The organism is Ohtaekwangia sp. (genome assembly GCF_036786105.1).
In the GTDB taxonomy this organism is placed as follows: domain Bacteria; phylum Bacteroidota; class Bacteroidia; order Cytophagales; family Cyclobacteriaceae; genus Ohtaekwangia.
In genome coordinates this window covers 1-25908 of sequence record NZ_DAIQRQ010000035.1, presented here as the reverse complement: position 1 = coordinate 25908, position 25908 = coordinate 1, and the positions used below count along the sequence as shown (strand labels likewise).

The following is a 25908-nucleotide window of genomic DNA, read 5'->3' as shown; positions in this document are numbered from 1 at the left end:
AACCTGAATCGTATCATGACAACGAACCAAAAGAATGAATACCTCGTGCCGATGATTATCATCGGGGTGCTGTTTTTTATTTTCGGATTTGTGACGTGGCTAAACGGGCCCCTCATCACTTTTGTAAAGCTTGCATTCTCCCTCAACACCGATTCAGAAGCTTTCCTGGTAACAACTGCTTTTTATCTCGCATATTTTTTCCTTGCCATACCTTCTTCATGGATTCTTGAAAAGACGGGGATGAAAAAAGGTATGGCCTTCGGCCTGGTAGTAATGGCCATCGGTACGTTCGTATTTGGAACGTATGCTACGCAACGCAATTATACAGTATCGCTCATTGGACTATTTACTATAGGCTCTGGATTATCGTTATTACAAACAGCTTCCAATCCTTATATCAGCATACTGGGGCCCATCGAAAGTGCAGCACAGCGTATCAGTATAATGGGTATCTGTAATAAGATTGCTGGTATATCGAGTCCTATTATCCTTGGAACCTTTGTACTGACCGGCATCGGTAAACTGGAAGAAGAGATAAAGGGCGCTTCAACACCCGAGATCAAGAATACCTTACTAAATGAGTTTGCTGCCAAAATATATACGCCTTACATGATTATGGCAGTTGTATTGGTGTTACTCGGTGTGTGGATTTTAAAATCAGCATTACCCGAAATAAAAGCAAGTGAGGTTAACGTTACTCCTTCCGACAGCAAGCTATCAAAAAGCAAGACCAGCATTCTTCAGTTCCCCCATTTGTTACTTGGTGCCTTTTGCATTTTTGTATATGTAGGCGTTGAGGTAATGGCAGGAGACGCCATCGGTACTTATGGAAAAGGATTTAACATTCCTTCTGACGAAACAAAGTACTTTACTTCGTTTACCTTGATCACTATGCTGATTGGCTATATCATTGGGTTGATTACAATTCCTAAATATATGTCGCAGCAAACTGCGCTAAAAATTTCAGCATGGCTTGGAGTAATTTTTACTGCGGGTGCTGTGTTTACCAGTGGGTATGTATCGGTTGGATTTGTGGGAGCCCTAGGTCTTGCTAATGCATTGATGTGGCCTGCTATTTGGCCATTGGCGATTGACGGCCTGGGTAAATTCACAGAGCGCGGCTCTGCGCTCTTGGTAATGGGTATAGCAGGTGGCGCTATTATCCCCAAAATATTTGCAAGCCTGAAAGATCATTACAACTTTCAATGGGTATTCTTTCTGCTCATGTTACCATGCTATTTTTATATACTCTTCTATTCAATGAAGGGCTATTTGGTGGGTAAGAGCAAATGACATAAACAAAAGAAGCGATCTTACGAGATCGCTTCTTTCAAAAAGTCATTCAGAGGCTTTGCCGATTTAAATGTATCTACTACCTGCTTCATAAATTTCTTGTCCGTTACCTCGCTGTCGCTAAAGCTGTGCTCTACAATAAAGCTCTTTAGCTTCAGCCAGTCGGCATGCGGATGATCGGGCGAATAACCTTTCGGCGCTTTCTTCAATGCATCTTCATCCCAAAATTTTGAAAAGTTACTTTTGAATTTCTTTTCATTAAAGATCTTTTGCAGACGATCACCATTATAGTCAATCTCCTGTCGCACGCTGGCCAGTAGCTCTGGTTTTGGTTGAAACAAGCCTATAGCAACAAAGCTGCTGCCACCAGGCTGCACCTGAAAATAGTAACCTGGTATACCAAGCCCTTTACCTTCGGAAGATATAGCGGCACCAAAATTATTCTTATAGGGTCGCTTGTCTTTGCTAAACCGCACATCGCGGTATATTCTGAACACCAGCTTCTTTGGATCGAGTCCTCCCAGCGATTCATCAAACTTTATCATCTCCTGCAGCAGCTCAGCTACTACAACATCAAACGCATCTTTCGCTTCGAGATAGCGGTCTTTGTTCTTGTCGAACCACTCACGGTTATTGTTCTTCGCCAGGTCTTTAAGAAATTTCAGAATGAGTGCGAAATCCATATTTTGATAAACTTAAAATGAATCGATTTATACCATCGCTAATTAAAAACTTCCACCACCGTTTCAAGCCCTATACCACGCGAAGCTTTCACCAGTATAGCTGCTTGGGTGATTTCATCTTTTCTCAGTTGTTCCATCAACGCTTCTTTCGTGGTAAAATGCTTCGCAAAAGGAATTTCTTCCAACGCTGTTTTTATGAGATTACCACAAAGATATACTTCTTTCAAACCTTTCTCTTTGATCAGCTTGCCGAGCGCGCGATGTTCTTTCTCCGCTTCTTCCTCCAGCTCAAACATATCTCCCAATATCACTACCTTTCGGGCAGCCTTCATTGCAGCCATATTCTCAATAGCCGCCTGCATGGAACTTGGATTTGCATTATAAGCGTCCAGTATAATGATGTTCGTTGCTTTGCTCACCATCTGAGAACGCATGTTGGCCGGTATATAGCTGGCAACCGCTTCATTTGCCTTTGCAGCCTCCACGCCAAAGTATTTACCAATGCATAGGGCAGCTGCTATATTTTCAAAGTTGTACGTACCAATGAGGTGTGTGGTTACTTCCTCGCTATTTTCTGCTTTCAATTTCACACAGGGATCTGCACCAATCAACTCACAGTGATAGTAATCATGAATAGCAGGATATAGTATAGGGTTTTCAAACCGCTTGGCCATGTTTGCCAAAATGGGGTTTTGCGAGTTGATAAACACCGTTCCTTTCGTAGTAATCAGATGCTGATAAAGCTCCGATTTGGCACGAATAATATTATCGTATCCACCAAAGGTGCCGATGTGCGCTTTGCCGATGTTGGTAATAAAGCCGTGCGTAGGATTGGCGATGGAGCACAGCAATGCAATCTCACCCACATGGTTTGCTCCCATCTCTACAACGGCTGCCTCATACGTAGAGTCAATCGCGAGCAACGTAAGGGGAACGCCAATATGATTATTGAGATTACCTTTGGTTGCATAGGTCTTGAATTTCCGGCTCAGCACAGCATTCACCAGTTCTTTACTGGTCGTCTTTCCGTTCGAACCTGTCAGGCCCACCACCGGAATTTTCAGTTGATCGCGATGATGTCGCGCCAATGCCTGCAACGTCTCCAATACGTTCTCTACAAGTATGCAGCGCTCGTCTGTTTTGAAGGATGCATCGTCTATTACAGCATAGCTTGCACCTTTCTCTAATGCTTGCACGGCAAACTCGTTGGCGTTGAAACGATCGCCTCGCAAGGCGAAGAAAACAGACCCGGGTGTGATCTGCCGCGTATCGGTAGACACTTTACCGGATTGTAAATATTTGGAATATAGGTCGGCAATATTCGTCATAATCAACTTCGCTTAATTCGTCCCTTCATCACAATACGCATAGCGATTGTGTGAAGGAAAAAGTATCTTGGTGGCAAGATAACAGCCTGTCAGGCCTCTACGTTATAGTGACAAGAAAAATTATTTTGATGAGAGCATTTTTTTTCTGCCTTCTTCTCCTCCTGTCCTTGAGCCTTCAGGCACAGTTCACCTATACGCTCGATCAAAGCATTCCGGTAGAGGGGAAACAGGCAACACTTAGTATGCCCTGGGTTGGCGGAATTAATGCGGCTCAGTACAATACTATGGACCTTGATAACGATGGTGTAGAGGATCTTGTGTTGTTCGAACGCATGGCTGGCAAACTGTTCACATTCCTTAACAAGAACAATCAATATCAATATGCTCCGGAATACGAATCGTTTTTTCCAAGTGATGTTACCAACTGGCTATTGCTGCGCGACTTCAACTGCGATGGGAAGAAAGATGTATTTACCGGAAACGTTCTGGGCATAAAAGTATATACCAACGTTACTCAGCCGGGCCAGACATTAACGTGGAAACAATATATATTCTACGACAGCGGTGGCAAAAGTGAAGTGCTGCTCACCAAAGGATACTCTACAACCAAAATCAACCTGCAGTTGCAATTCGATGACCTGCCCAATATAGCAGATGTAGATGGTGATGGTGACCTTGATATTTTCAACGTGCGGTTTGCCAACAATGGCACCATCGAGTTTCATCAGAACTATGGCATGGAACGTTATAGTCGCTGCGACTCACTTGACTTTGAAAGGATCACCAACACGTGGGGGAATTTTACAGAATGTTCCTGCGGTGTATATGCCTACAATGGAACAGCATGCAGAACTACCAACGGCAAGGTTGAGCATGCAGGCGGAAAAAGTTTGCTGATGCTGGATGTAACACATGACGGCCAGCTCGATATACTTCTATCCGAAGCAACCTGCTCTCAATTATTTATGCTACCGAACCAGGGCACTTTGTTGAGTCCGGTGATCGAATCAGAAGTGAACTTCCCATCCTCCAATGCTGCCAACTTTTTATACCCTGCCGCATACTATGAAGATGTAGACTTCGATGGATTAAAGGATCTGATCTCTACGCCGAATATATTTACCAAAACGATATTAAGTACCAATCTGTCCAACTCCAACTGGTATTATAAGAACACCGGCACGAATGCAGAGCCTACGTTTTCATTCGTTCAAAGTAATTTCCTGCAAGATCAGATGATTGATGTTGGCGATGATGCTGTGCCCGCTTTCGCAGATTTTGATGTAGATGGAGATTTCGATCTCTTCATCAGCCAGAATACATCAGCAAACATTGCAGCCACTGTACAGGTTTATGAAAATATAGGAAGCAGCACATCTCCTCACTTCAAGCTGATAGAAGATAATTACCTGGGGCTCGCATCAGAATTTCTCTATAACATGAAAATACAGTTTGCTGATTTCAACAGCGATGGCAAGCCGGATCTGGTATTTACGGCTACCAGTCTGCAAGACGGCTACACCCGACTATACTACATTCCCAATCAATCGTCTTCCGGTTTAAAATTCTCTGCACTCGATCTGCAGGTTGTTAATGTTGACCCTACTACAATATCCGAACTGGCCTATACTGAAAACATAACTGTGCTCGATGTAGACCTTGACGGGAAAATGGACCTGTTGCAGGGCAAAAGCAATGGAGCACTTTATTATTGGAAAAATTCCGGCAGCGGCAATTCACCCAACTTCTCCTTACAGACCGATGCATACTTAACGATAGGATCGAGCGTGCTGCGTCAAAACCTGGCTTGTGCGGTTGGTGATCTGGATAGCGATGGTGCGAGCGATTTGGTGATTGGCGACCAGACCGGAGAAATTCGCATAGTGAGTAATTTCCGCCAGGCCAGCAATGCCGACAATGCTGTGGGTAATCTTGTATGGAACACACTCTCTGAAACCTATGAAGCAAAAAACCTGGGAGGCAGAATCTGGCCTGCGGTCGTAAATATTTTTGGAACAACGCGCCCTGCGATTATTGCAGGCAATGTAACGGGCGGGCTGGTGGTGCTGCGCCATGATAATACAAATGAGTTGTCGGGCCCACCTGTCATTGGTATATATCCTAATCCAGTAGTGGTGGGCAATACTATCAATGTATCTTCTGACCGATCTGTTTATTTGCAGATATTTTCGAGCACCGGGCAAATCATTCGCGATAATATTGTGATCCGGCCCAATGAAGTAAACATCGTAGATGAAGTGACACAACTGGCCCGCGGCCTGTACATTCTGCGCTTTGTGTGGAACAATCAATCGGTGTCTAAAAAAATTGTAGTTTATTAATTCGGCTATTCCTCCATCTTTGCACGATTTTAATTCGTGAGCACATGAAGTATGCTTTTCTCTTCGACATGGATGGTGTGATTGTCGACAGTAATCCGTATCATAAAATTGCCCTGATTCAATTCTGTAAAGAACACGGCTATAACCTGAGTGAGCAGGAGCTGCGTGAAAAAATATACGGTCGCACCAACCGCGATTGGATCATGAATATTTTCGGAAATATTGGCGATGAAAAGATTCGTCTTTATACAGAAGAGAAAGAGGCACTGTATCGCAAGCTGTACGACAAGGACATTAAACTGGTAAATGGGTTAATGGAATTTCTCGAGAAGGCAGAGAAGGCAGGCATTCCGCGGGCGGTTGCAACGTCTGCGCCACGCGCCAATGTAGATTTCTCGCTTTCCAAAACGAACACCGAACGTTTCTTCCCCACCATTCTTGACGATTCGTTTGTGAGCAAGGGCAAACCCGATCCGGAAATTTACCTGAAGTCGGCAGCAGCCGTGGGATACAAACCGGAAAACTGCATTGTGTTTGAAGATTCTCTTTCAGGAGTAGCAGCCGGCAAAGCTGCTGGTTGTAAAGTTGTGGGCATCACCACTACACATACTCCGGAAGAGTTGAGTCAAACAGACTTTATTATAGAGGATTTTCAGAATCTGGACCCGGAAACACTGATTTCCAGGCTTTTTTAGGAAAAGACTTGGGATTATTTGAATTAGCCTTTGGATTATTGAGTCGGTTTTACCGATATTTGCAATCCCTTTTTGGAAGGGCCTAAAATTGAGTGAATTATGGCACGAGTTTGTCAAATAACTGGAAAGAGACCTCAGATCGGTAACAACGTATCGCACGCTAACAACAAGACAAAGCGTAGATTTTTGCCGAACCTTCAGAAGAAACGCTTCTACATTCCTGAGGAAGATAAGTGGATCACCTTGAAGCTTTCTACTAAGGCTATCAAGACCATCAATAAGAATGGTATCACTGCTGTATTGAAAGAAGCCAGAGCTAACGGAAATCTGGTACTGTAATACTTCACGTAAATCGTTAATGGTTATAGGTTATCCGAACCAGAAAACGATCAACAATAACGTTTAACGACTAACGTAAAAGACAATGGCAAAGAAAGGCAACAGGATTCAGGTGATCTTAGAGTGCACAGAGCATAAAACCAGCGGCCAGCCAGGAATGAGCCGTTATATCACCACCAAGAATCGCAAAAACACAACTGAGAGATTGGAGCTGAAGAAGTACAATCCTATCCTGAAAAAAGTTACTGTTCACAAAGAAATTAAATAACCATGGCAAAGAAAGTAGTTGCGACCCTGAAAAAAGGTGACGGAAAGAGCTTTGCAAAAGTGATCCGTGCCGTGAAGTCTGAAAAGACAGGTGCTTATACCTTCAAAGAAGAGATCGTTCCAGCTGACTTGGTGAAAGAAACACTCGCTAAGAAATAAGCCAGTTGGTATAAAAATTTGAAAAGTCCCCACAAGGGACTTTTTTTGTTACAGCGCTATCCCTTCGCAGGAATGCGACACTAAAATTTTCCTTTTATGGCATTGTTCGGACTTTTCTCTAAAGACAAAAAAGAATCACTCGATAAAGGATTGGAAAAATCCAAAGAGAGTTTCTTTGGCAAACTAGGCAAAGCGCTGGTCGGGAAATCGACCGTGGATGATGATGTACTCGACAGCCTTGAAGAGATTCTGGTGTCATCTGATGTGGGGGTAGAAACAACGCTTAAAATCATTGAACGCATACAACAACGGGTGGCCCGCGATAAATACCTGGGCACTTCGGAACTCGACCGGATTTTAAAAGAAGAAGTGGCTTCCCTGCTGTCGGAAACCAATGCACAGGAAGTTGAAGAATTTGATGTGCCTGCAGGCAAAAAGCCATACGTGATCATGGTCGTAGGCGTTAACGGAGTTGGCAAGACTACAACTATAGGTAAGCTCTCATCTCAGTATAAAAAGAAAGGCAAAAATGTAGTATTAGGCGCGGCCGATACATTTCGTGCAGCAGCGGTGGATCAACTCAAGCTGTGGGGCGAACGTGTAGGTGTACCGGTAATTGCGCGCGGCATGAATACCGATCCTTCGGCCGTGGCATTTGATGCTGTAAAAGCCGGTGCCGAGCAAAACGCCGATGTCATCATCATCGATACAGCAGGTCGCCTTCATACTAAAATAAACCTGATGGCAGAACTCACCAAGATCAAGCGTGTGATGCAAAAAGTTATACCCGATGCACCGCATGAAGTTCTGTTAGTACTCGATGGCAGCACAGGTCAAAATGCTGTAATACAAGCCAGGGAATTTACCAAGGCTACCGAGGTTACTGCGCTCGCCATAACCAAACTTGATGGCACGGCAAAAGGTGGTGTGGTAATTGGCATCTCCAATGAATTTAAGATACCGGTAAAATATATAGGTGTTGGCGAAAAGGTAAACGACCTGCAGGTATTCGACCGTATGGAGTTTGTAGACTCGCTCTTTAAGAAAAACCAATAAGGCTGCAGGCTGCAAGCCTCTGGCTACTGGAAAATTCATCAAACAAAGCTTTCAGACTTCCGGACTTGCATTTACTTCTTAACCGGAGTAGGTATTCGGAAGAACAGCTGATAATTGAATCCCCACGTAGATTGTTTATCGGTGCTGCCGTAGCCCGGCACATCGCTTGGCATCATGATGCCGGTTTCATTGGTGCTTAATCCAAATTTGAATCGGGCTGTATATCCCATCCAGATAAACTTCCACATTTTTACTTTCAAACCCGTAACGAGCTCGAACCAGCTGCCATTGATATTGTTATTGGATAGCTGCGTATCAAGCGAACCCCACGTAGGATCCTGTACATTTTCTATTTTCAAGTGTTCGGAAAATGTTGCCCGGCCGTAACGCAAACCGAAGAAGAACATATTCTTTTCGGGGTCTTTCGTAAGAAAATTAACATCTGCTCCCACACGAAAATATCTCCCGTTATTATCATACAATGCTTTGTCGCCAGTATATGTTCTGGCCCAATAGCCATAATCTACGGCGAGATAGTAACGGTCGAAATCAACATCGGCATTTACCTCCCAGCCATCAAACGTTTTGCTATAAAAGGTTCTCGCTATAGAGAGTGCATCCACACCGAATCGTATACCTGTAGGTATATAACTTTTTTTAGCCAGTGAGTCCACCTTCGTAGTATCGCTTTGTGCGAAAACCACGGTGCTACTGAACAGTAGAATAAATAGTATGTTAATTAACCTCGACTGCAATGTTTGTGACGGGTGGAAATTTAACATCATTGGTTTCCAGAACGATTACATTATCATGTGCCACCAATTCTGCAAGATCGGAATATATAGTTTGTGGGCCGCATCCTTTAAACAGTGTATTGGTAGTGAGTGTATATTGAACCGATACTGTATCAATTTGCGATCGATCGGTATATTCTATATAAAATTCTGTACTGGTTACTGCAGCATTAGGGTTAAGCGGAAGTTTTACAACGCTGGTCGTATCGCCGGCATAATACTCATCGCTTGAGTAGTTGTTGGTAATTCTTTTTATGTGCACCTGCACAGCAGTGGTAGTATTCACTTTACGGAACACGATCTGTGTTAGGTTGGTAATCGGGCATCGCATGATCTTCACGTTTGTTACCGGAGGATCGCCCAACACATTGAGTGTATCGCCATTGCTCTTCAATGCTACAGCCACCGTGTCAAAATCCTGAGCAGTGGGTGTTTCCGGATTTACAACCCTGAGGTTGGTTACAAACTCTTGTAATCCACATTGCTTATAGCGTGTTTTCCAGATCGTATCGTAGTTAACCGTAAGCTTCTTGATCTTATTTCCGTTGGTAAAATTGTCTGTAAAATTAAACGTATAGGTCGATGTTTCTTTCGTAAGATCTACCGGAAGATATAGCGTTGATCGCGTGTTGTTGCCGTAGATCTGCTCTCCACTAAAATCGGCAGTTATACTGCTAAACGTAGCGGGCAATGTTGTTGCCGATTGCGTGCTGGTACCGGATATATAGAGTTGCTGCAAAGTGAGTCCTACATACTTCACCTTCGGGCAGCGGTATACTTCAATATTGATCGCACCACTTTTGGTAGGCGCATTACTTACCAGGCGAATTGAATCAAACGAATAATGCATTACGTCAAGGCCCGACAAAATATACCGCGAACCACAGTCTTCAGATACAAACTGGACCTTGGTAGTATATTTCAGATCAAGGGTATCTTTGCTGCCATCACTCCTGGCAAAAAATATATTGGTAGAAGTGGTCGTATAATTCAGAGGCAGTAAAATAGCCGTGGTAGTATCGGCTGTGGTAGCGTTCGTGCCCGAAAAAGAGATCAGCGTTGCCTTGAGTGTGTCGGCAACCGTGGAGCCCATTACATGAAAAGAAATTCCCAACAAATCGTTGTTTAGCTGGTAGCAGTCCGGTTCATCGAGGCACGACACGGCCAGCACGAGACAAAAGATAAACCAGCTTGTTTTTTTCATAGAATTTGCGGCCGTAAAGATACTTTAACGCCCCAATGCCCAAATTCTGTGCCCATTTATTTTTAGTATTTTTGCATTTGAAATGGAGCGCTTCCGGTCATAAAACATCAAAATTCAATCAGAAATAAGCTTTCTCCCGCCGGCCTATCGGTTGTCGGAATCAAGTGAATCATTGAAAGATGGTTATTGTTGTGGACTGAAACCTGCGATCCGACTTATACGAATGAAAACGAAGGGAAATAAGAAAACCAAAGTCAACATTGTTACACTGGGGTGCTCCAAGAACCTGGTAGACTCCGAAGTGCTGTTAACCCAACTGCGAGGCAACGGCATAGATGCTGTGCATGAGTCGAAAGAAGACGATGCCAGTGTTGTGGTGATCAATACATGTGGCTTTATCGACAATGCCAAGCAGGAATCTATCGATACCATTTTACGATATGTTGATGCAAAGGAAGAGGGCATCGTTGACAAGGTATATGTAACCGGATGCCTCTCACAACGCTATAAAGATGATCTTGAAAAGGAAATCCCTGATGTTGATGCCTGGTTCGGTACGCGCGATCTGTCGCGACTATTAAAAGTTTTCAAAGCCGACTATAAGAACGAATTGGTGGGTGAGCGTATTCTTACCAATCCCAGCCACTATGCCTATTTAAAAATATCAGAGGGATGCGATCGCCCTTGTTCGTTCTGTGCGATTCCGATTATGCGGGGCGGCCATATTTCCCGTCCTATGGAAGAGCTTGTGCTGGAAGCAAAGAACCTTGCCAAGAACGGCACGAAGGAGTTGTTGCTCATTGCGCAGGACTCTACCTATTATGGCCTTGACCTTTACAAGAAAAGAAATCTGGCAGAGCTTCTTCAACGCCTCTCCGATGTAGAAGGTATTGACTGGATACGCCTGCACTATGCATTCCCTGCAGGTTTCCCAATGGATGCGTTGGATGTTATGGCGGAGCGTTCTAACATCTGCAAGTATATAGATATACCGTTGCAGCACGGCTCCACTCGTATGTTACAATTGATGCGCAGAGGCACTACACGGGAGAAGACTGAAGAGCTGCTGCAAACCATTCGTGAGAAGGTGCCGGACATTGCTATACGTACTACCATGATTGCCGGCCACCCGGGAGAAACTGAAGAAGAATACCAGGAGATGCTAAGTTTTATCGAGCGATCGCGCTTCGACAGGCTCGGTGTTTTTGCATACTCACACGAGGAGAATACGCATTCATATTCAATGGCAGATGATGTGCCGGATGACGTGAAGCAACAACGTGTAGATGAGATCATGGAGCTGCAACAAGGCATTTCACTGGAACTTAATCAGCAAAAGATCGGTAAGATTTACAAAGTACTGGTAGACCGCAAAGAAGGTGGCGCATTCATTGGCCGTACTGAATTTGATTCACCGGAAGTTGATAATGAAGTAATCATTCATAGCCCGGATAATTACCTGCGTGTTGGTGATTTTACAACGGTGAAGATTATGAACGCATCGGAGTTCGACCTGACCGGAGAGGTGATTTAAGAACTACGCAGCAAGTCTTAACAACTTGTTAACAACCAGGCCAATGCTTTTTACAAGTGCTGAAAGCATTGGCCACTTGTATACAATTTCTTAAACTTAATAGACAAAATTGCCGTTATTCGGGTTGTGTTTACCATCCACCAACCAGTATCACAGTCTATGGAGCTTAAGAAGCTTTCCTTTGCTGACACGCGCGCATTCAGTCCGTTTTTCCTAGATTACATAGAGCAGAAAGAAGCGCTGAAGCCTTTCTACCACCGCTTCCCCCATACAGAAAACTTTGCCGGGCAACTCGCAGATAAGCTTAAAGCATTTCCTGCAGAACATCGGAATATATTGGCTGAGGTACTTCGCCAACAGTATACATCTGTACCGGTAAAACAACCGGTTCATCAGAATATAGCATCACTCCAGGATTCAAAAACTTTTACAGTAGTAACTGGCCATCAGTTAAACATCTTTACCGGGCCGCTATATTTCATCTACAAGATTGTTACTGTTATCAATGCCTGTAGGAAGTTAAAGAACCTTTACCCGGAATATACTTTTGTACCAGTATACTGGATGGCATCTGAAGATCACGATTATGACGAGATTAAATATTTCAGACTCTATGGAAAGAAATATACCTGGCAAACCGAGCAGACGGGCGCTGTAGGTCGCTTTTCCACGCAGGATATAAAATCGCTGCTACAGGAAGTACCCGGAGATACACGTATCTTCCAGGAAGCTTATACTAAAAATAAAAATCTTAGTGATGCCGTACGCCATTATGTGAATGCCTTGTTTGGCGATGAAGGGCTCGTGGTGGTTGATGCAGATCATGCTTCCCTGAAATCGCTATTCAAACCTGTAATTTATCAGGATATATTTGATAACGTTAGCAGGAAACTGGTAGATAAAACCAACGAAGAACTCCAACAGAGAGGTTATCACACACAAGTATATTGTCGGGATATCAATTTCTTTTACCTGGACAAAAACCTGAGAAGCCGCATTGAAAAATCCGGTGATATCTGGAAGGTTCTCGACACAGACATTACGTTCACAGCTGATGAATTAAAGAAGCTGATAGAGGAACATCCCGAGCGGTTTAGTCCGAATGTTATTTTAAGACCACTATACCAGGAAGTTATTTTGCCCAACCTGGCGTATGTGGGTGGGCCTGCAGAAGTAGTATACTGGCTCCAGCTAAAGAGTGTGTTCGAACACTTCCAGGTTCCATTTCCCATGTTGATGCCGCGCAACTTTGCCTTGATACTCGATCACACTATCCAGCGGAAATTCGATAAAACAGGGCTCGAGCTGAAAGATCTTTTTGAAGACAAAAACTATATATTCAATCATTGGGTGCTGAAGCACTCGCCACGCAACCTTACCGTGGGAGCCGAGCGCACACAGATATATACGCTTTTTGAAGAATTGAAGAAACGCTCTGACGCTATTGACAAAACACTAACGGCCTATATTGGTGCTGAAGGTAAACGCGCCCTGAATAGCCTGGAGAAAATAGAGCGTAAATTGCTGCGTGCAGAGAAGCGCCTCCACAAAGACAAACTGGGTCAGATTGAAGCTGTAAAAGATGCGCTTTTCCCCAATGGAAGCCTTCAGGAAAGAACCGATAACTTTTTAAATTTCTATCAGCAGGATACTAATTTTATCCAAAGACTATTAGAGCAGTTCGATCCGTTTGACTACAAGTTCAATGTTCTTTCGTATACTGCCGATCAGTAAATTTACACATGACCAAAACAGCGCTTCGTAAAGTATATCTTGACAAACGGCAATCGCTTTCAGAAGCTGAATACTTGCAGCTCAACCACCAGTTATGTGAAAATTTCTTTGCACACATAGAGCTGTCGTTTATCAAAGTATTGCATTGCTTTATACCGATCGAAAAGAATCGCGAACCCAACACATGGCTCATCATCGATCGAATACGAAGAGAGTTCCCCCACATCCGGTTATCCGTACCACGGATCGATAAAAATGGCGGACTCGAAAATTTCTTCTTCGAGGGCTTGCATCAGCTTCAGTTAAACTCATGGGGTATACTGGAACCGAAACAGGGAGTACCTACCGAAACAGGAAAGATCGACATGGTGATTGTTCCATTACTGGTGTTTGATGAAAACGGGAACCGCGTAGGCTATGGCAAAGGTTTCTACGATCGCTTTCTTGCCGAATGTAAACCTTCTGTAAAAAGCGTTGGCCTCTCCCTCTTCGAACCTGTTGATAAGATTGAAGATATTGAAGCCCACGATATACCGCTGTCCTATAGTGTTACGCCTACGCAAGCATTCAGCTTTCAGCCTTAGGCTTTCTGCTATTAAACAGATGGCTCCTGCTGACTCAGGCAATGGAAAGAACCAAGTCCCCAGATAATATCAAGTGAATCAAGCCCAATCACTTTGCGATCTGTAAATGTCTTCTGAATGATCTCCAGCGCGCGATCATCATTTTTATCGCGGAAGGTTGGCACCACTACATATTTATTACTGATGTAGAAGTTGGCATACGAAGCAGGCAGGCGCATGTCTTCATATACTACAGCAGCAGGCATGGGCAGCTCTACGATATTCATTTGTTTGCCATTTTCAAGACGCAGTTTATTCAACAGCTTCAGGTTCTCCTGTAGCGGAGTATAGTTTTCATCACGCTTATCGGTTTCTACTACGGTAACAACGGTGTCTGCATTTACAAAACGAGTCAGGTCATCGATGTGCCCATCGGTGTCATCGCCGAGTATACCATCGCCAAGCCAGAGTATATTTTCAACACCGTAGTAGCCATACAGAAATTCCTCGATCTGTTGCTGATCCAAATGCGGATTACGATTCTCATTCAACAGGCATGACGTTGTTGTCAGCAAGGTGCCCTTTCCATTAAATTCAACAGAACCACCTTCCATTACAATGCCGGGATATACAACCGGTATATTATAATGCCTGGCTATAAGCGTAGGTATATTATCATCCAGGTCGAATGGAGGATACTTTCCGCCCCAGGCGTTATATCCCCAGTCTACTATAATTTTCTTGTGCTCTGCTTTGGGGTTCAGCAGGAATGCAGGACCGTGATCGCGGCACCACGCATCGTTGGTGGGATGAATAAAGAACTGAACGTTGCTGAGATCAGCGCCAGCTTCCTGTACATGATGCAATGCTTTTTGCTTCATCGCCTCATCCACCACATTTACATTTACCCTCTCGCCTTCGGCTACAAGTTTAATGAACTGTGCATATACCGGATATATAGTTTCGATCTTTCCCGGCCATGAGGCTTCCTTGTGCGGCCAGCTGAGCCAGGTAGCATCGTGTTTGGCAAATTCTGCGGGGAAGGAATAGCCGAGTTCCTGGGGAGTCTTAGAGTCCGGAAGTCCGGAAGACGGGAAGTTTGGTTTAGTGCTCATTATTACAATATATACTTCTTAATACAGCTGTTACACAGAGGTGCACAAAGAAGACACAAAGTTTCACAAAGGGTTATCCGTTAATGATTCTTTTTATGCCTGTCTTTAAAAGTGCTACGTGAAAGTTGATCAGCAAGCCAAGCTTGTAGTTGCCGAGGCGCATATAGGTTAATATTTGCGCAGTGTGCACGTCTGTAAAACTTTCAACTGTTTTAATTTCTATCACTACTTTATTTTCTACCAGCAAATCAAGTCGATAACCATGTTCCAGTTTAACATCTTTATAAACAATGGGCATCGGTTTTTCTTTTTCTACATAGTATCCATTTTGCACAAGATCAAAGTAAAGACATTCGCGATATGCCGATTCAAGTAACCTGGTCCTAACGTCTTGTGTACATGAATAGCATAGCCTATAATTTTATTCGACAACTCATTCTCTAACATTTTTGGCTAACGGCTTTGTGAAACTTTGTGTCTTCTTTGTGTAACTCTGTGCAACTGGATTTATTTTCTACTCCTCATCAATAAACCGCTTTGTAATAGGTTGATATGAATCTATCCTGCGGTCGCGGAGGAAGGGCCAGTGTGTTCTGTAGCGATCGGTGTGTTTCAAATCAATTTCTTCTACGTGTACTTCTTCCTGATCATGTGAGGCAAGGTATAGCAGTCGTCCGAAAGGATTGGAGATGAATGAACCTCCCCAGAATTTCATGGCACCATCCTGTTCAAAGCCTACACGATTCACACTCACTACATGCACACCATTTGCCACGGAGTGGCTGCGCTGAATGGTTTGCCATGCATTGTATTGCTCGGAGTTGGTCGCTTCATCCTGTGATGTAGCCCAACCGATAGCGGTAGGATAAAATAAAATCTCAGCACCCATCAGCGAAGTGATGCGGGCACCTTCGGGATACCATTGATCCCAGCAGATGAGAACACCAATGGTTGCAAATTTTGTTTTAAAAACTTTATAGCCTAAATCACCCGGAGTGAAGTAAAATTTCTCGAAGTAAGCCGGATCATCCGGTATATGCATCTTGCGGTATTTACCCAGATATTTTCCATCTGCATCAATTACTGCCGTGGTGTTATGATAAAGACCTTCTGTACGTTTTTCAAAAAGCGATGCGATGATCACCACACCCAGTTCTTTCGCCACAGCAGATAAAGCTTCTGTTGACGGACCAGGTATAGGCTCAGCCAGTTTAAAGTTTTCATAATCTTCAACATCGCAGAAGTAAAGTGAACGAAAAAGCTCCTGCAGACAAACGATCTGTGCTCCCTTTGCGGCAGCCTCACGGATCTTTGCAATGGCCTTCGCCAGATTTTCATCCGGGTTACTGGTGCATGACATTTGCACGGTACCAACTTTTACTTTTTTACTCACGTCTTTAATTTTTTTAATGGGTGCAAAATTAGGAAGTAATTCGTGTTACAAAAATCTGTAATGGCTTCCGCTATGCATAAAAAGAAAACCCTCTGAAAAAGTTCAGAGGGCTTCATATTGCGTTTACACGAAGGAAACAATCAGGCTTCTTCGCTGATGTGTACGAATGATTCGTCTTTTGCTTCGAGGTTTGATGAACCCATCAACCAGGTGTCTACGGCACGTGCTGCTTCACGGCCTTCAGAGATTGCCCACACTACCAGCGATTGTCCGCGGCGAACATCTCCGGCAGAGAAAACTCCTTCCTGGCTCGACATATAATTTGTAGTTCTGATGTTACCACGTTCGTCAAGCTCGAGTTTCAATTCTTCCACGAGGCCGCCTTTCTCTGCGCCTACAAATCCGATTGCCAGCAACGCCAGCTCACAAGGTATAACACGCTCTGTACCGGGAATTTCCTCAAAACCCATTTTACCCTGAGCATTTACACCCCATTTGATCTCTGCGATCTTCATCCCGCTGAGACGGCCGTTACTATCGCCTACAAATTCTTTTGTAAGTATAGCCCACTCGCGGTTAACGCCTTCTTCATGTGACGATGATGTATTCAATATCATCGGCCAGAGAGGCCATGGGTTTGATGCCTCGTTTCTTGTCAACGGAGGTTTTGCCAGCAGCTCAATCTGTGTTACTGATTTTGCTTTATGACGGTTGGATGTACCTACGCAATCTGAGCCGGTATCACCACCACCAATCACAAGTACATTTTTTTCAGTGGCAAGAATGTCTTCTGCAAAAATGTTATCGCCTGCAACGCGCTTATTCTGTTGCGACAGAAACTCCATAGCAAAGTGTACACCTTTTAATTGTCTGCCGGGTATAGGAAGATCGCGTGGTGCAGAAGCGCCTCCACACATTACGACAGCATCAAACTCATCTTGCAGATGCTTCGCGCTGATGTTTACTCCTACGTGTGCGTTGGTGCGGAATACTATACCTTCCTGCTCCATCAAACGGAGCCTTCTGTCGATAACATGTTTCTCCAGTTTGAAATCAGGTATACCATAGCGAAGAAGACCTCCGATCCGATCACTGCGTTCAAATACCGTTACCCAGTGACCAGCTTTGTTAAGCTGTGCAGCAGCAGCAAGACCTGCAGGACCAGAGCCTACTATGGCAACACGTTTGCCGGTGCGCTGCTTGGGAGGCGAAGGCTTCAGATAGCCTTTCTCAAATGCCTGCTCAGCAATTGTCTTCTCAATGTACTCGATCGTAACCGGCTTGTTGTTGATGCTCAACACACAACTTGCTTCGCACGGAGCCGGGCAAATTCTTCCGGTAAACTCCGGAAAGTTATTGGTGCTGCTCAGTATCTTGATAGCCTCTTCCCATTTGCCATTATATACCGCATCGTTAAAGTCAGGTATATTATTGCCAAGCGGGCAACCGTTGTGGCAGAAGGGCACGCCACAATCCATACAACGGGCGGCTTGTTGTTTTACTTTTTCTTTATCGAGCGGATTATATACTTCCTTGTAATCTTTGATACGTTCTTTTGGATCGCGCGACTTTGGCATCTCGCGATCGAACTTCATAAATCCATCTATCTGTCCCATGTCTGTTGCGTCTGTTGTAGTTGATTATTTCTTTACCAGCGCTGGTGCTGCTGCAGTTTTGCCATTGAGTGCCTGGCGTTGCTGTGCTTTTTGTTTTTGCAGCACGGCTTTGTAGTCGCGTGGCATTACTTTCACAAAAAGATCGCTGGCACTTTCCCAGTTCTCAAGCACCCACTCAGCAGGATCACTGCCGGTATATTTGTGATGCTTCTCGATCATGGCTTTTACTTCTGCCTTGTCTTCTTCTTCCAATGTTTCGAGATCAACCATCTCTTTGTTGCAGAGACGTTCAAGAGCATTTTCAGGATCGAAAACATACGCTATACCACCACTCATACCGGCTGCGAAGTTTTTACCGGTTTTACCGAGTACCACTACACGACCGCCCGTCATGTATTCGCAGGCGTGATCGCCTACGCCTTCTACAACAGCGGTTACACCAGAGTTACGAACGCAGAAACGTTCACCGGCCTGACCGCGGATATAAGCTTCACCGGATGTAGCACCATAGAACGCTACGTTACCGATGATGATGTTATCTTCTGGTTTAAAGGTAGCTTCTTTATCAGGGTAGATGATGAGCTTGGCACCCGATAATCCCTTACCAAAATAATCGTTCGCTTCACCTTCGAGCTCGAATGTAAGACCGGGTGCTCCAAACACAGCAAAGCTTTGACCTGCCGAACCTTTGAACTGGAAGTGAATTGTATCTTCCGCTAAACCTTTGCCTTTGTACTTCTTCGATATTTCATTTGAGAGAAGTGCACCGACAGAACGATCGATATTGTGTATAATGAATTTCTCCTGTACAGGTTCGGCTTCGTCCAATGCAGGACGTGCAGCTTCTACCAGTTTCCAGTCAAGTACTTTTTCCAGTTCAAAGTCTTGTTCAATCTGCTTGTAGAGCCCAACGCCTTCGCGTGCTGTTTCCTGGTGCAGGATTGGTGAGAGATCGAGTTTCTTCACTTTCCAGTGATCGATATCCTGGCGCACACGCAGCAAGTCGGAGCGACCGATCATTTCATTCACTGTGCGGAAGCCAAGCTCAGCCATGTTCTCACGAAGATCTTGTGCGAGGAAGCGGAAGAAGTTTACTACATGATCTGGATCTCCTGTGAACAACTTGCGCAGATCAGGATCTTGTGTTGCTATACCTACCGGGCATGTATTCAGGTGACACTTGCGCATCATGATACATCCTTCTACTACTAGTGCTGCAGTGGCAACACCCCATTCTTCTGCACCGAGCATCGCAGCTACGGCTATATCTTTACCGGTACGAATCTGTCCATCGGTTTGAAGTGTAACGCGACTTCTCAGGTTATTCTTTACCAACGTCTGGTGTGCTTCTGCAAGGCCAAGTTCCCACGGTAAACCTGCGTGACGCATCGAGCTGATCGGAGATGCACCGGTTCCACCATCGGCACCGGAGATCAATATAGCATCCGCTTTTGCTTTTGCTACACCGGCAGCAACGGTACCAACACCTGCCTGCGACACCAGCTTTACATTGATGCGCGCCTGGCGGTTGGCATTTTTCAAATCGAAGATCAGCTGTGCCAAATCTTCAATCGAGTATATATCGTGGTGAGGCGGAGGTGATATCAAACCAACACCCGGTGTAGAGTGGCGAACACGTCCGATCCACTCATCTACTTTATGGCCGGGAAGCTGACCACCCTCTCCTGGTTTAGCACCTTGTGCCATCTTGATCTGCAGCTCGTCTGCATTCGACAAGTAATAGCTGGTAACACCGAAACGACCGGAAGCAACCTGCTTGATGGCAGAGCGTTCCCAATCGCCATTCTCTTTTTTCTCGTAGCGAATCTCATCTTCACCACCTTCTCCGCTATTGCTTTTTCCGCCAATGCGGTTCATCGCGATAGCAAGTGTTGTATGCGCTTCGAATGATATTGATCCGAACGACATGGCGCCGGTTGCAAAACGCTTGAAGATTTCTTCTACCGGCTCTACTTCGCTAAGGGGTATAGGATTGCGTTTCTTGAATTCGAACAAACCACGGATCGATAGTTGGTCGCGTGTCTGGTCGTTTATCTTCTGAGCATATTTTTTATACTGCTCGTAGTTATTTGTTTTGGTAGAGTGTTGCAGCAGGTGAATCACATCCGGGCTGAACATGTGTTTCTCGCCTCTGCGCTTCCACTGATATATACCGCCTACCTGCAGCTCTTTGCTTTCGGTTTCGAATGCCAGTTGATGACGAACGATTACTTCGCGGGCCAGGTCATCGAACGACAATCCTTCAATACGGCTGATGGTGCCACGGAAACATTTCTCCATCACATCGCTACCTAAACCAACGGCTTCAAAGATCTGCGATGACTGGTATGACTGCAATGTGCTGATACCCATCTTCGACATTACTTTCAGAAGGCCATTGCCAATGGCCTTCTGGAAATTCGCGAATGCTTCCTCATCTGCCAGTGGCTTGTAGAACATGCCGTGCTTGTTCATGGAGTGGATTGTCTCCAACGCTATATATGGATTCACCGCGCTGGCACCATAACCGATGATAGTAGCAAAGTGTTGAACTTCCCATGCATCACCAGCTTCCACCACAAGACCGGCTTGTGTGCGGATGCGTTTCTCTACCAGATACTGATGAACAGAACCTACCGACAACAATGAAGGTATTGGAGCATATTCGCTGCTGATCTTTCTGTCGGACAAGATCAATATTTTCTTACCGGCACGTACCGCTTTCTCTGCTTCGCAGCATATACGGGTTATACTTTCTTCCAGTCGTCCCGGGGCACCATCAGCTTTGAACACGCATTGTATCACGGCATATTCAAATCCCTGGTCTTGCAGGTGTTTCAGTTTTTCGAGATCCTCGTTCAGCAACACCGGTTGTGAAATGTGTATCTGGCGAGTGTGCTCGGGTGTTTCATCCAGCACATTAAGGCTTGCACCTACCCGTGTGAAGAGCGACATCACCAAACGCTCGCGGATCGGATCGATCGGAGGGTTACTTACCTGCGCAAAGTGTTGCTTGAAGTAATTGGAGATATGACGGCTTTCTTTGGAGAGCACCGCCAGCGGTGTATCATCACCCATCGAGCCGATGGCTTCATATCCTTTTTCTGCCATTGGCAGAATGATTGTCTTGATATCTTCGGAGCTATATCCGTAAGCATTCTGGCGTTGAATCAATGTCTTCTCATCGAAGCTTGTCTCCACCCATTCTACTTCCGGTTCGAGACGAAGCTTGAGACGATTTTGAATGATCCAGTTATAGTATGATTTTCCTTCGTATACAGAACGTTTTACTTTTTCATCATCGAGTACTTTACCTTTCTCCGTATCGATCATGAGCATTTTACCCGGAGTGATGCGCCCCTTCTCCAGAACATCTTTTGGATCAATGGTTAATGCGCCAGCTTCCGATGCCGCGATTACACGACCAGAACGTGTAACGCAATAACGAAGCGGACGAAGCCCGTTACGATCCAATGTAGCACCGATGCGAACGCCATCGGTAAACACCAATGCAGCAGGACCATCCCACGGCTCCATCATGGAAGCGTGATATTTATAGAAGGCTTTGCGGTGCGGATCCATCAGCTTGTTATCCTGCCATGCTTCCGGCACCAGCATCATCATTACGTGTGGTATCGTACGGCCTGAAAGCACCAGCATTTCTACCAGTGCATCGAGGTTAGCAGAATCTGATCCATCCGGACTGGTAATTGGCAAAAGTTTTTGCAATTCTTCTTCTGTGAACAAAGTCGATTTGAAGAGTGCTTCCTTTGACTTCATTTTATTCACGTTACCGCGAATGGTATTGATCTCTCCGTTGTGAGCGATATAGCGGAACGGCTGCGCCAGTTTCCAGTTGGGAAACGTGTTGGTCGAGAAACGTGAGTGAACCAGCGCCATGGCTGTTTTGAGGCGCGAGTCTTGCAAATCGTTGAAATATATTCTGAGTTGCTCGGTGCGTAACTGTCCTTTGTAGACGATGGTACGAGCCGAAAAGCTTGTTATATAAAACTCTTTATTGTTGCCTTTTACTGTATTGGCTACCGTGTGCTGCGAGTAATTACGCAACACGAAAAGTTTTCTTTCAAATGCATCGCCTGTTACGGCTTCATCTATCGGCTTCACAAAAACCTGCTCAATAACAGGTTCTACTTCTGCTGCACCCGGACCAGGTACGCTGTGATCTACCGGCACAACGCGGAAGCCGATGAGATCAAGACCAAGTTCTTTAATGTTCTTACGCAATACCTCACGGCAAGCGTTACTTACTTTTTTGTCGCGCGGAAAGAATACCATACCAACGCCATACTTGCCGGGAGCGGGGAGCTCGAAGCCCAAGCGTTTGGATTCTTCTACAAAAAAGTCATGGGGGATTTGAATCAATACACCCGCGCCATCTCCTGTCTTCGGACTGCTGCCTTTACCGCCACGGTGCTCCATGTTTTCAAGCATGGTGAGTGCATCGAGCAGGTTTTGGTTCGTTTTGGTGCCATTGATGTTGGCAACAAAGCCGATACCGCAGGCATCGTGTTCCAGTTCTGGGGTGTACAAACCACGGCTGGTTGTTTCTTTCATCTTTCTTTCTGGTTAATTTGTCTGGTTGTAAAAGGGCTGCGTAGTTTTCCGTTTAGGGCAAAACGGAGTCTATAAAAATATGGAGAAAACAGAAGAAATTTTTGACGAAAGATTATAAGACAGAATTTTTGGAATCTTTTCAGATTTGATTCAAAACATTTTAAAAAAGTAAAAACGAATACGATTGCACTCTACCCGATTTTAAAAATTTCAGTGATCACAGAAAACGGTTGAGGAATTTGCAATGACGGCTAACAAACGTGAGCAGAAAATTATCTTTACGTTAATCTTCTTTAAGACCACGCACCATCTCTTTTTTTCCTGGAGGGCCAGCTAACGTTTCAACAGTTAAACGGAGCGATTTCAGATCGCGCTTTAACTGACCTTTTGCGCAGTAGGTAACAAATATACTCTTCGCTTTCATGGCAGTTACTACTTTAGCAAGTACATCTACCGTCCACATGTCAGGTTGTTTGTTGGGGGCGAACGCATCAAAGTATACCAGATCAAATCGATTGGAGAAATCGATTTGCTGAAGAGGTATAGTTAGCTTTTGCAGTGTAAAGTTGGGAAGGATTTTTACTTCCTGATTCCAGGGAGCCTGATGCAGCTGATCAAATCTTTCTTTTAGTCCAACAGCATCCATATAGTTTAGCTTCGACCAGATCTCTTCCGGAACAGGATAGGTTTCGAGCGATGTATAGTGTATATCTGCAGAAATTTCCGGTGCCTGTTGAACTGTAAGCAGTGCATTTAACCCGGTGCCGAAGCCGACCTCAAGTATGGATATACTGTTCGAGGCATGTATACTACGCAAATGATTGAGTCCTTCCTTGATAAAAACATGAATGGATTCCTGCATAGCTCCGTGCCGGGAATGGTATGTTTCATCGAGCGCGGTATTGAGTAAAGAATGTGAGCCGTCTGATGTTGTAATTATCTCTACACTCATCCTCAGGCGTACATTAATTTTCCTTTGGGCTCCGGAATAGGTCGATTCAAACTTTTTGCAGTCTCAATCCAATGCGCAATAACTTCATTAACATTCGCAAGTGCTTCCTGGTGCGACCTGCCATCGGCCATGCAACCGGGAAGCTCCGGCACCTCAGCCAGAAACACATTGTCATCTTTACTCCAATAGATGATCACTTCATAGCGATGATTAGTTTCCATAATCAGCATTGAGTTTATATTTCAAAATCAACGTCCTTACTTGCTTCACCTGATACGGTTTTGCTTTTCCGGAATCAGATTGAAGTTATAATCTCATCAATCCCTTCTTTAAAAAAGATATGATGACTTCCTTTTATCCTGAACTCGAAACCAAGCTTCTTTAACAAAGATACAAGATCTTCAAAATCAAAGTCCGATCGGCATTTCCTTGTAAAAGCTTTAACAATATTTTCTCAAACCTGCTCATCTCTCAGTATTAACACAACGGCTGATGCATTTACGCCTTCTTCACGGCCAACATATCCTAATCTTTCGTTTGTCGTTGCTTTGATCGATACGTCTTCTTCGGAGATGTTCATAAGTGGTGCCAGCACTTTTTTCATGGCATCGATGTGCGGATTTACTTTGGGCCGCTCCAGGCAAACCGTGCAATCTACGTTGCCAACTTTCCATCCTTTTTCATGAAGCATACGCGTTACTTCTTTCAGGAAGAATTTACTGTCCATGCCCTTCCAGCGATTATCGGTATTCGCAAAATGAAAACCTATATCGCGCAGGTTGGCAGCACCGAGCAGTGCATCGCATATTGCGTGGATCAATACATCGGCATCAGAATGTCCTACAGCTCCTTTTGTAGCCGGGAGTTTTATACCTCCGAGCCAGAAGTCTCTTCCTTCCTCAAGCTCATGCACATCGAAACCCATTCCTACTCGTATCTTCATTGGTCATTGTTTAAATCCATGGCACAAAAGCCATGAAGTGAATGCACACAAAGTTGCATAAAGAATCAGTTACTTTAGAAATATACTCGCTGGATATTTTACTTTCACAAGATATAGTCCGTAAGGCGGAACATTGGCCCCCGCCTTCTTACGATCGCGACTTTGCAATATATGGTGAAAATCCTTTAACGATGTTTTCCCTGTGCCTACATCGAGCAACGTGCCTACCGTTGCGCGCACCATACCTCTTAAGAACCGGTTGGCAGCAATGGTAAATTCAAGCATGTCGCCATGTTCTTTCCACTCAGCTTTCTTTATGTCGCACCGAAAGTTATTCACGTCTGTTTTTACTTTGCTAAAGCTCTCGAAGTCGTGCGTGCCGATCATCAGCGCAGCTGCTTTATTCATGAGCTCTATATCCAGCGGGCGAAAGTAATGCAGCGCCAAACCATCGAGGAACGGATTTTTCTTCTTGGTAATCTTGTAGATATAGGTTCGCTCGGTAGCATCGTAGCGCGCATGCGCTTCATTCTTTACTCTGTGAATAGCGGGAATCGAAATATCTTTCGGCAAAAAAGAATTTAGTTTGAGCGTAAGTTTTTCCAATTCAAATTCCTTTTCAATATCTGCATGAAAGAATTGCTGTACACAATGTACACCTGTATCTGTACGACCACTTCCTACAATAGCAACCGCTTCGCGCAGCAATTTTGAAAGTGCATCTTCCACCACAGCCTGCACGCCCGTTGCATTATTTTGACTCTGCCAACCACTATAGTTTGTACCGTTGTAGGAGATTTCGAAGAGGAAACGCATTTTTTTTAGAAGTAAGAAATCAGAAATAAGGAGTAAGAAGCGTATTATTTTAGTATGAAACTACTTGGACGATTCTATTGCTTTAACATAGGCATTTAGAAGCTTACTCACCTCTTCAGGTAATTTCCCATATTCTTATCTGCTCCATAGCCTAAGTCAGTTGAAAGCAGAATGTAATTTCGGCACTCTTCCAGAGAACCCTGAGCTATATTCAGAATCCTGATTTTATCAGGTTTGGTTCTTTTTGGAAATCCTTCCGCAATATTGGCAGCAATGGACGTTGCTGCTCTACGGAATTGCGAGGTAAGACAATAACGCTCTTCTTTGGGAAAAGTACTTGTATATTTATAAACCGACAAAACAAGCTGATGTGCCCGTTGCCAAACAATAAGATCCTGAAAACTTTTTGATACACTCATAACGGTTATTATAAAATAATGATTGATAAAAAAACTTCTTACTTCTTACTTCTTACTTCTTACTTCTTACTTCTTACTTCTTACTTCT

At 44.4% G+C, this 25908-nt stretch carries 24 protein-coding genes and 1 pseudogene; 10 read left to right on the top strand and 15 right to left on the bottom strand.

Annotated elements, in window-relative coordinates:
* Positions 1-15: 15 nt before the first annotated feature.
* Positions 16-1293, top strand: coding sequence for a sugar MFS transporter (locus V7Q33_RS14760; protein ID WP_331975497.1), 1278 nt, complete (start codon positions 16-18; stop codon positions 1291-1293).
* A 20-nt stretch (positions 1294-1313) separates the two neighbouring features.
* On the opposite strand, the gene V7Q33_RS14755 is transcribed toward V7Q33_RS14760, so the two are convergent.
* Positions 1314-1976, bottom strand: a complete 663-nt coding sequence (locus V7Q33_RS14755; protein WP_331975499.1) for a DUF2461 domain-containing protein — start codon at positions 1974-1976, stop codon at positions 1314-1316.
* 38 nt (positions 1977-2014) lie between these two features.
* Positions 2015-3304 (bottom strand): UDP-N-acetylmuramoyl-tripeptide--D-alanyl-D-alanine ligase, encoded by a 1290-nt coding sequence (locus V7Q33_RS14750; protein WP_333820316.1) that lies wholly within the window; start codon positions 3302-3304, stop codon positions 2015-2017.
* A gap of 128 nt (positions 3305-3432) precedes the next feature.
* On the opposite strand from V7Q33_RS14750, the gene V7Q33_RS14745 reads away from it, so the two are divergent.
* The 6 genes from V7Q33_RS14745 to ftsY all read left to right on the top strand — a co-directional run bounded on the left by V7Q33_RS14745 (position 3433) and on the right by ftsY (position 8162).
* A complete protein-coding gene (locus tag V7Q33_RS14745; RefSeq protein ID WP_333820315.1) occupies positions 3433-5646 on the top strand; it encodes a T9SS type A sorting domain-containing protein in 2214 nt (737 codons plus the stop codon).
* A gap of 44 nt (positions 5647-5690) precedes the next feature.
* Positions 5691-6341 (top strand): HAD family hydrolase, encoded by a 651-nt coding sequence (locus V7Q33_RS14740; RefSeq protein WP_331975505.1) that lies wholly within the window; start codon positions 5691-5693, stop codon positions 6339-6341.
* Between the two features lie 99 nt (positions 6342-6440).
* The gene (rpmB, locus tag V7Q33_RS14735) at positions 6441-6680 is read left to right on the top strand and encodes a 50S ribosomal protein L28 (RefSeq protein ID WP_331975507.1); all 240 of its coding nucleotides are present in this window, start codon (positions 6441-6443) and stop codon (positions 6678-6680) included.
* A gap of 85 nt (positions 6681-6765) precedes the next feature.
* A complete protein-coding gene (rpmG, locus tag V7Q33_RS14730) occupies positions 6766-6948 on the top strand; it encodes a 50S ribosomal protein L33 (protein ID WP_254092059.1) in 183 nt (60 codons plus the stop codon).
* 2 nt (positions 6949-6950) lie between these two features.
* On the top strand, positions 6951-7106 hold the full coding sequence (locus V7Q33_RS14725; protein ID WP_254092060.1) for a DUF4295 domain-containing protein: 156 nt from the start codon (positions 6951-6953) through the stop codon (positions 7104-7106).
* A 96-nt stretch (positions 7107-7202) separates the two neighbouring features.
* Positions 7203-8162, top strand: coding sequence for a signal recognition particle-docking protein FtsY (gene ftsY, locus V7Q33_RS14720; RefSeq protein WP_333820314.1), 960 nt, complete (start codon positions 7203-7205; stop codon positions 8160-8162).
* Positions 8163-8233: 71 nt separating this feature from the next.
* Here ftsY and V7Q33_RS14715 read toward each other — a convergent pair whose 3' ends face one another.
* Together V7Q33_RS14715 and V7Q33_RS14710 are read right to left on the bottom strand one after the other, a co-directional pair.
* On the bottom strand, positions 8234-8866 hold the full coding sequence (locus V7Q33_RS14715; protein WP_331977738.1) for a DUF6048 family protein: 633 nt from the start codon (positions 8864-8866) through the stop codon (positions 8234-8236).
* A gap of 31 nt (positions 8867-8897) precedes the next feature.
* The gene (locus V7Q33_RS14710) at positions 8898-10160 is read right to left on the bottom strand and encodes a DUF6452 family protein (protein ID WP_333820313.1); all 1263 of its coding nucleotides are present in this window, start codon (positions 10158-10160) and stop codon (positions 8898-8900) included.
* A gap of 223 nt (positions 10161-10383) precedes the next feature.
* Between V7Q33_RS14710 and rimO the strand changes: the two genes are divergently transcribed.
* The 3 genes from rimO (at position 10384) to V7Q33_RS14695 (ending at position 14012) form a co-directional block, all read left to right on the top strand.
* Positions 10384-11694, top strand: coding sequence for a 30S ribosomal protein S12 methylthiotransferase RimO (gene rimO / locus V7Q33_RS14705; RefSeq protein WP_333820312.1), 1311 nt, complete (start codon positions 10384-10386; stop codon positions 11692-11694).
* A gap of 159 nt (positions 11695-11853) precedes the next feature.
* Positions 11854-13428: a bacillithiol biosynthesis cysteine-adding enzyme BshC gene (gene bshC / locus V7Q33_RS14700; protein WP_333820311.1), complete on the top strand. Its 1575-nt coding sequence runs from the start codon at positions 11854-11856 to the stop codon at positions 13426-13428.
* Positions 13429-13436: 8 nt separating this feature from the next.
* A complete protein-coding gene (locus V7Q33_RS14695) occupies positions 13437-14012 on the top strand; it encodes a 5-formyltetrahydrofolate cyclo-ligase (protein WP_331977746.1) in 576 nt (191 codons plus the stop codon).
* 11 nt (positions 14013-14023) lie between these two features.
* Here V7Q33_RS14695 and V7Q33_RS14690 read toward each other — a convergent pair whose 3' ends face one another.
* The 11 genes and pseudogenes from V7Q33_RS14690 to V7Q33_RS14645 form a co-directional block, all read right to left on the bottom strand.
* Positions 14024-15106 carry an agmatine deiminase family protein gene (locus V7Q33_RS14690; protein ID WP_331977748.1) on the bottom strand — a complete coding sequence of 361 codons (1083 nt, stop codon included), beginning with the start codon at positions 15104-15106 and terminating at the stop codon, positions 14024-14026.
* 73 nt (positions 15107-15179) lie between these two features.
* Positions 15180-15455 (bottom strand): annotated as a pseudogene (locus V7Q33_RS14685) (GxxExxY protein); the annotation flags it as partial.
* Positions 15456-15620: 165 nt separating this feature from the next.
* The gene (locus V7Q33_RS14680; protein WP_333820310.1) at positions 15621-16499 is read right to left on the bottom strand and encodes a carbon-nitrogen hydrolase; all 879 of its coding nucleotides are present in this window, start codon (positions 16497-16499) and stop codon (positions 15621-15623) included.
* A 140-nt stretch (positions 16500-16639) separates the two neighbouring features.
* Complete coding sequence (locus V7Q33_RS14675; RefSeq protein WP_333820309.1) at positions 16640-18115, bottom strand: glutamate synthase subunit beta; 1476 nt, start codon at positions 18113-18115, stop codon at positions 16640-16642.
* Between the two features lie 24 nt (positions 18116-18139).
* On the bottom strand, positions 18140-22690 hold the full coding sequence (gene gltB, locus V7Q33_RS14670; RefSeq protein WP_333820308.1) for a glutamate synthase large subunit: 4551 nt from the start codon (positions 22688-22690) through the stop codon (positions 18140-18142).
* A 283-nt stretch (positions 22691-22973) separates the two neighbouring features.
* Positions 22974-23642: a tRNA (5-methylaminomethyl-2-thiouridine)(34)-methyltransferase MnmD gene (mnmD, locus tag V7Q33_RS14665; RefSeq protein WP_333820307.1), complete on the bottom strand. Its 669-nt coding sequence runs from the start codon at positions 23640-23642 to the stop codon at positions 22974-22976.
* A 2-nt stretch (positions 23643-23644) separates the two neighbouring features.
* Entirely contained in the window at positions 23645-23863 is a 219-nt protein-coding gene (locus V7Q33_RS14660; RefSeq protein WP_331977760.1) for a type II toxin-antitoxin system HicB family antitoxin, read from the bottom strand.
* Positions 23864-23937: 74 nt separating this feature from the next.
* Complete coding sequence (locus V7Q33_RS23420; RefSeq protein WP_442945958.1) at positions 23938-24090, bottom strand: type II toxin-antitoxin system HicA family toxin; 153 nt, start codon at positions 24088-24090, stop codon at positions 23938-23940.
* 6 nt (positions 24091-24096) lie between these two features.
* Positions 24097-24585 carry a 2-C-methyl-D-erythritol 2,4-cyclodiphosphate synthase gene (gene ispF / locus V7Q33_RS14655; protein ID WP_331977762.1) on the bottom strand — a complete coding sequence of 163 codons (489 nt, stop codon included), beginning with the start codon at positions 24583-24585 and terminating at the stop codon, positions 24097-24099.
* A gap of 69 nt (positions 24586-24654) precedes the next feature.
* The gene (gene truA, locus V7Q33_RS14650) at positions 24655-25401 is read right to left on the bottom strand and encodes a tRNA pseudouridine(38-40) synthase TruA (RefSeq protein WP_331977764.1); all 747 of its coding nucleotides are present in this window, start codon (positions 25399-25401) and stop codon (positions 24655-24657) included.
* A gap of 107 nt (positions 25402-25508) precedes the next feature.
* Positions 25509-25820: a four helix bundle protein gene (locus tag V7Q33_RS14645; RefSeq protein ID WP_333820306.1), complete on the bottom strand. Its 312-nt coding sequence runs from the start codon at positions 25818-25820 to the stop codon at positions 25509-25511.
* Between the last annotated feature and the right edge of the window lie 88 nt (positions 25821-25908).

What these genes read in the sequence shown, in the direction of transcription:
- V7Q33_RS14760 (WP_331975497.1), top strand. Translation starts at nt 16, where the DNA reads ATGACAACGAACCAAAAGAATGAATACCTCGTGCCGATGATTATCATC.
- V7Q33_RS14755 (WP_331975499.1), bottom strand. Translation starts at nt 1,976, where the DNA reads ATGGATTTCGCACTCATTCTGAAATTTCTTAAAGACCTGGCGAAGAAC.
- V7Q33_RS14750 (WP_333820316.1), bottom strand. Translation starts at nt 3,304, where the DNA reads ATGACGAATATTGCCGACCTATATTCCAAATATTTACAATCCGGTAAA.
- V7Q33_RS14745 (WP_333820315.1), top strand. Translation starts at nt 3,433, where the DNA reads ATGAGAGCATTTTTTTTCTGCCTTCTTCTCCTCCTGTCCTTGAGCCTT.
- V7Q33_RS14740 (WP_331975505.1), top strand. Translation starts at nt 5,691, where the DNA reads ATGAAGTATGCTTTTCTCTTCGACATGGATGGTGTGATTGTCGACAGT.
- rpmB (WP_331975507.1), top strand. Translation starts at nt 6,441, where the DNA reads ATGGCACGAGTTTGTCAAATAACTGGAAAGAGACCTCAGATCGGTAAC.
- rpmG (WP_254092059.1), top strand. Translation starts at nt 6,766, where the DNA reads ATGGCAAAGAAAGGCAACAGGATTCAGGTGATCTTAGAGTGCACAGAG.
- V7Q33_RS14725 (WP_254092060.1), top strand. Translation starts at nt 6,951, where the DNA reads ATGGCAAAGAAAGTAGTTGCGACCCTGAAAAAAGGTGACGGAAAGAGC.
- ftsY (WP_333820314.1), top strand. Translation starts at nt 7,203, where the DNA reads ATGGCATTGTTCGGACTTTTCTCTAAAGACAAAAAAGAATCACTCGAT.
- V7Q33_RS14710 (WP_333820313.1), bottom strand. Translation starts at nt 10,160, where the DNA reads ATGAAAAAAACAAGCTGGTTTATCTTTTGTCTCGTGCTGGCCGTGTCG.
- rimO (WP_333820312.1), top strand. Translation starts at nt 10,384, where the DNA reads ATGAAAACGAAGGGAAATAAGAAAACCAAAGTCAACATTGTTACACTG.
- bshC (WP_333820311.1), top strand. Translation starts at nt 11,854, where the DNA reads ATGGAGCTTAAGAAGCTTTCCTTTGCTGACACGCGCGCATTCAGTCCG.
- V7Q33_RS14695 (WP_331977746.1), top strand. Translation starts at nt 13,437, where the DNA reads ATGACCAAAACAGCGCTTCGTAAAGTATATCTTGACAAACGGCAATCG.
- V7Q33_RS14690 (WP_331977748.1), bottom strand. Translation starts at nt 15,106, where the DNA reads ATGAGCACTAAACCAAACTTCCCGTCTTCCGGACTTCCGGACTCTAAG.
- V7Q33_RS14675 (WP_333820309.1), bottom strand. Translation starts at nt 18,115, where the DNA reads ATGGGACAGATAGATGGATTTATGAAGTTCGATCGCGAGATGCCAAAG.
- gltB (WP_333820308.1), bottom strand. Translation starts at nt 22,690, where the DNA reads ATGAAAGAAACAACCAGCCGTGGTTTGTACACCCCAGAACTGGAACAC.
- mnmD (WP_333820307.1), bottom strand. Translation starts at nt 23,642, where the DNA reads ATGAGTGTAGAGATAATTACAACATCAGACGGCTCACATTCTTTACTC.
- V7Q33_RS14660 (WP_331977760.1), bottom strand. Translation starts at nt 23,863, where the DNA reads ATGGAAACTAATCATCGCTATGAAGTGATCATCTATTGGAGTAAAGAT.
- ispF (WP_331977762.1), bottom strand. Translation starts at nt 24,585, where the DNA reads ATGAAGATACGAGTAGGAATGGGTTTCGATGTGCATGAGCTTGAGGAA.
- truA (WP_331977764.1), bottom strand. Translation starts at nt 25,401, where the DNA reads ATGCGTTTCCTCTTCGAAATCTCCTACAACGGTACAAACTATAGTGGT.
- V7Q33_RS14645 (WP_333820306.1), bottom strand. Translation starts at nt 25,820, where the DNA reads ATGAGTGTATCAAAAAGTTTTCAGGATCTTATTGTTTGGCAACGGGCA.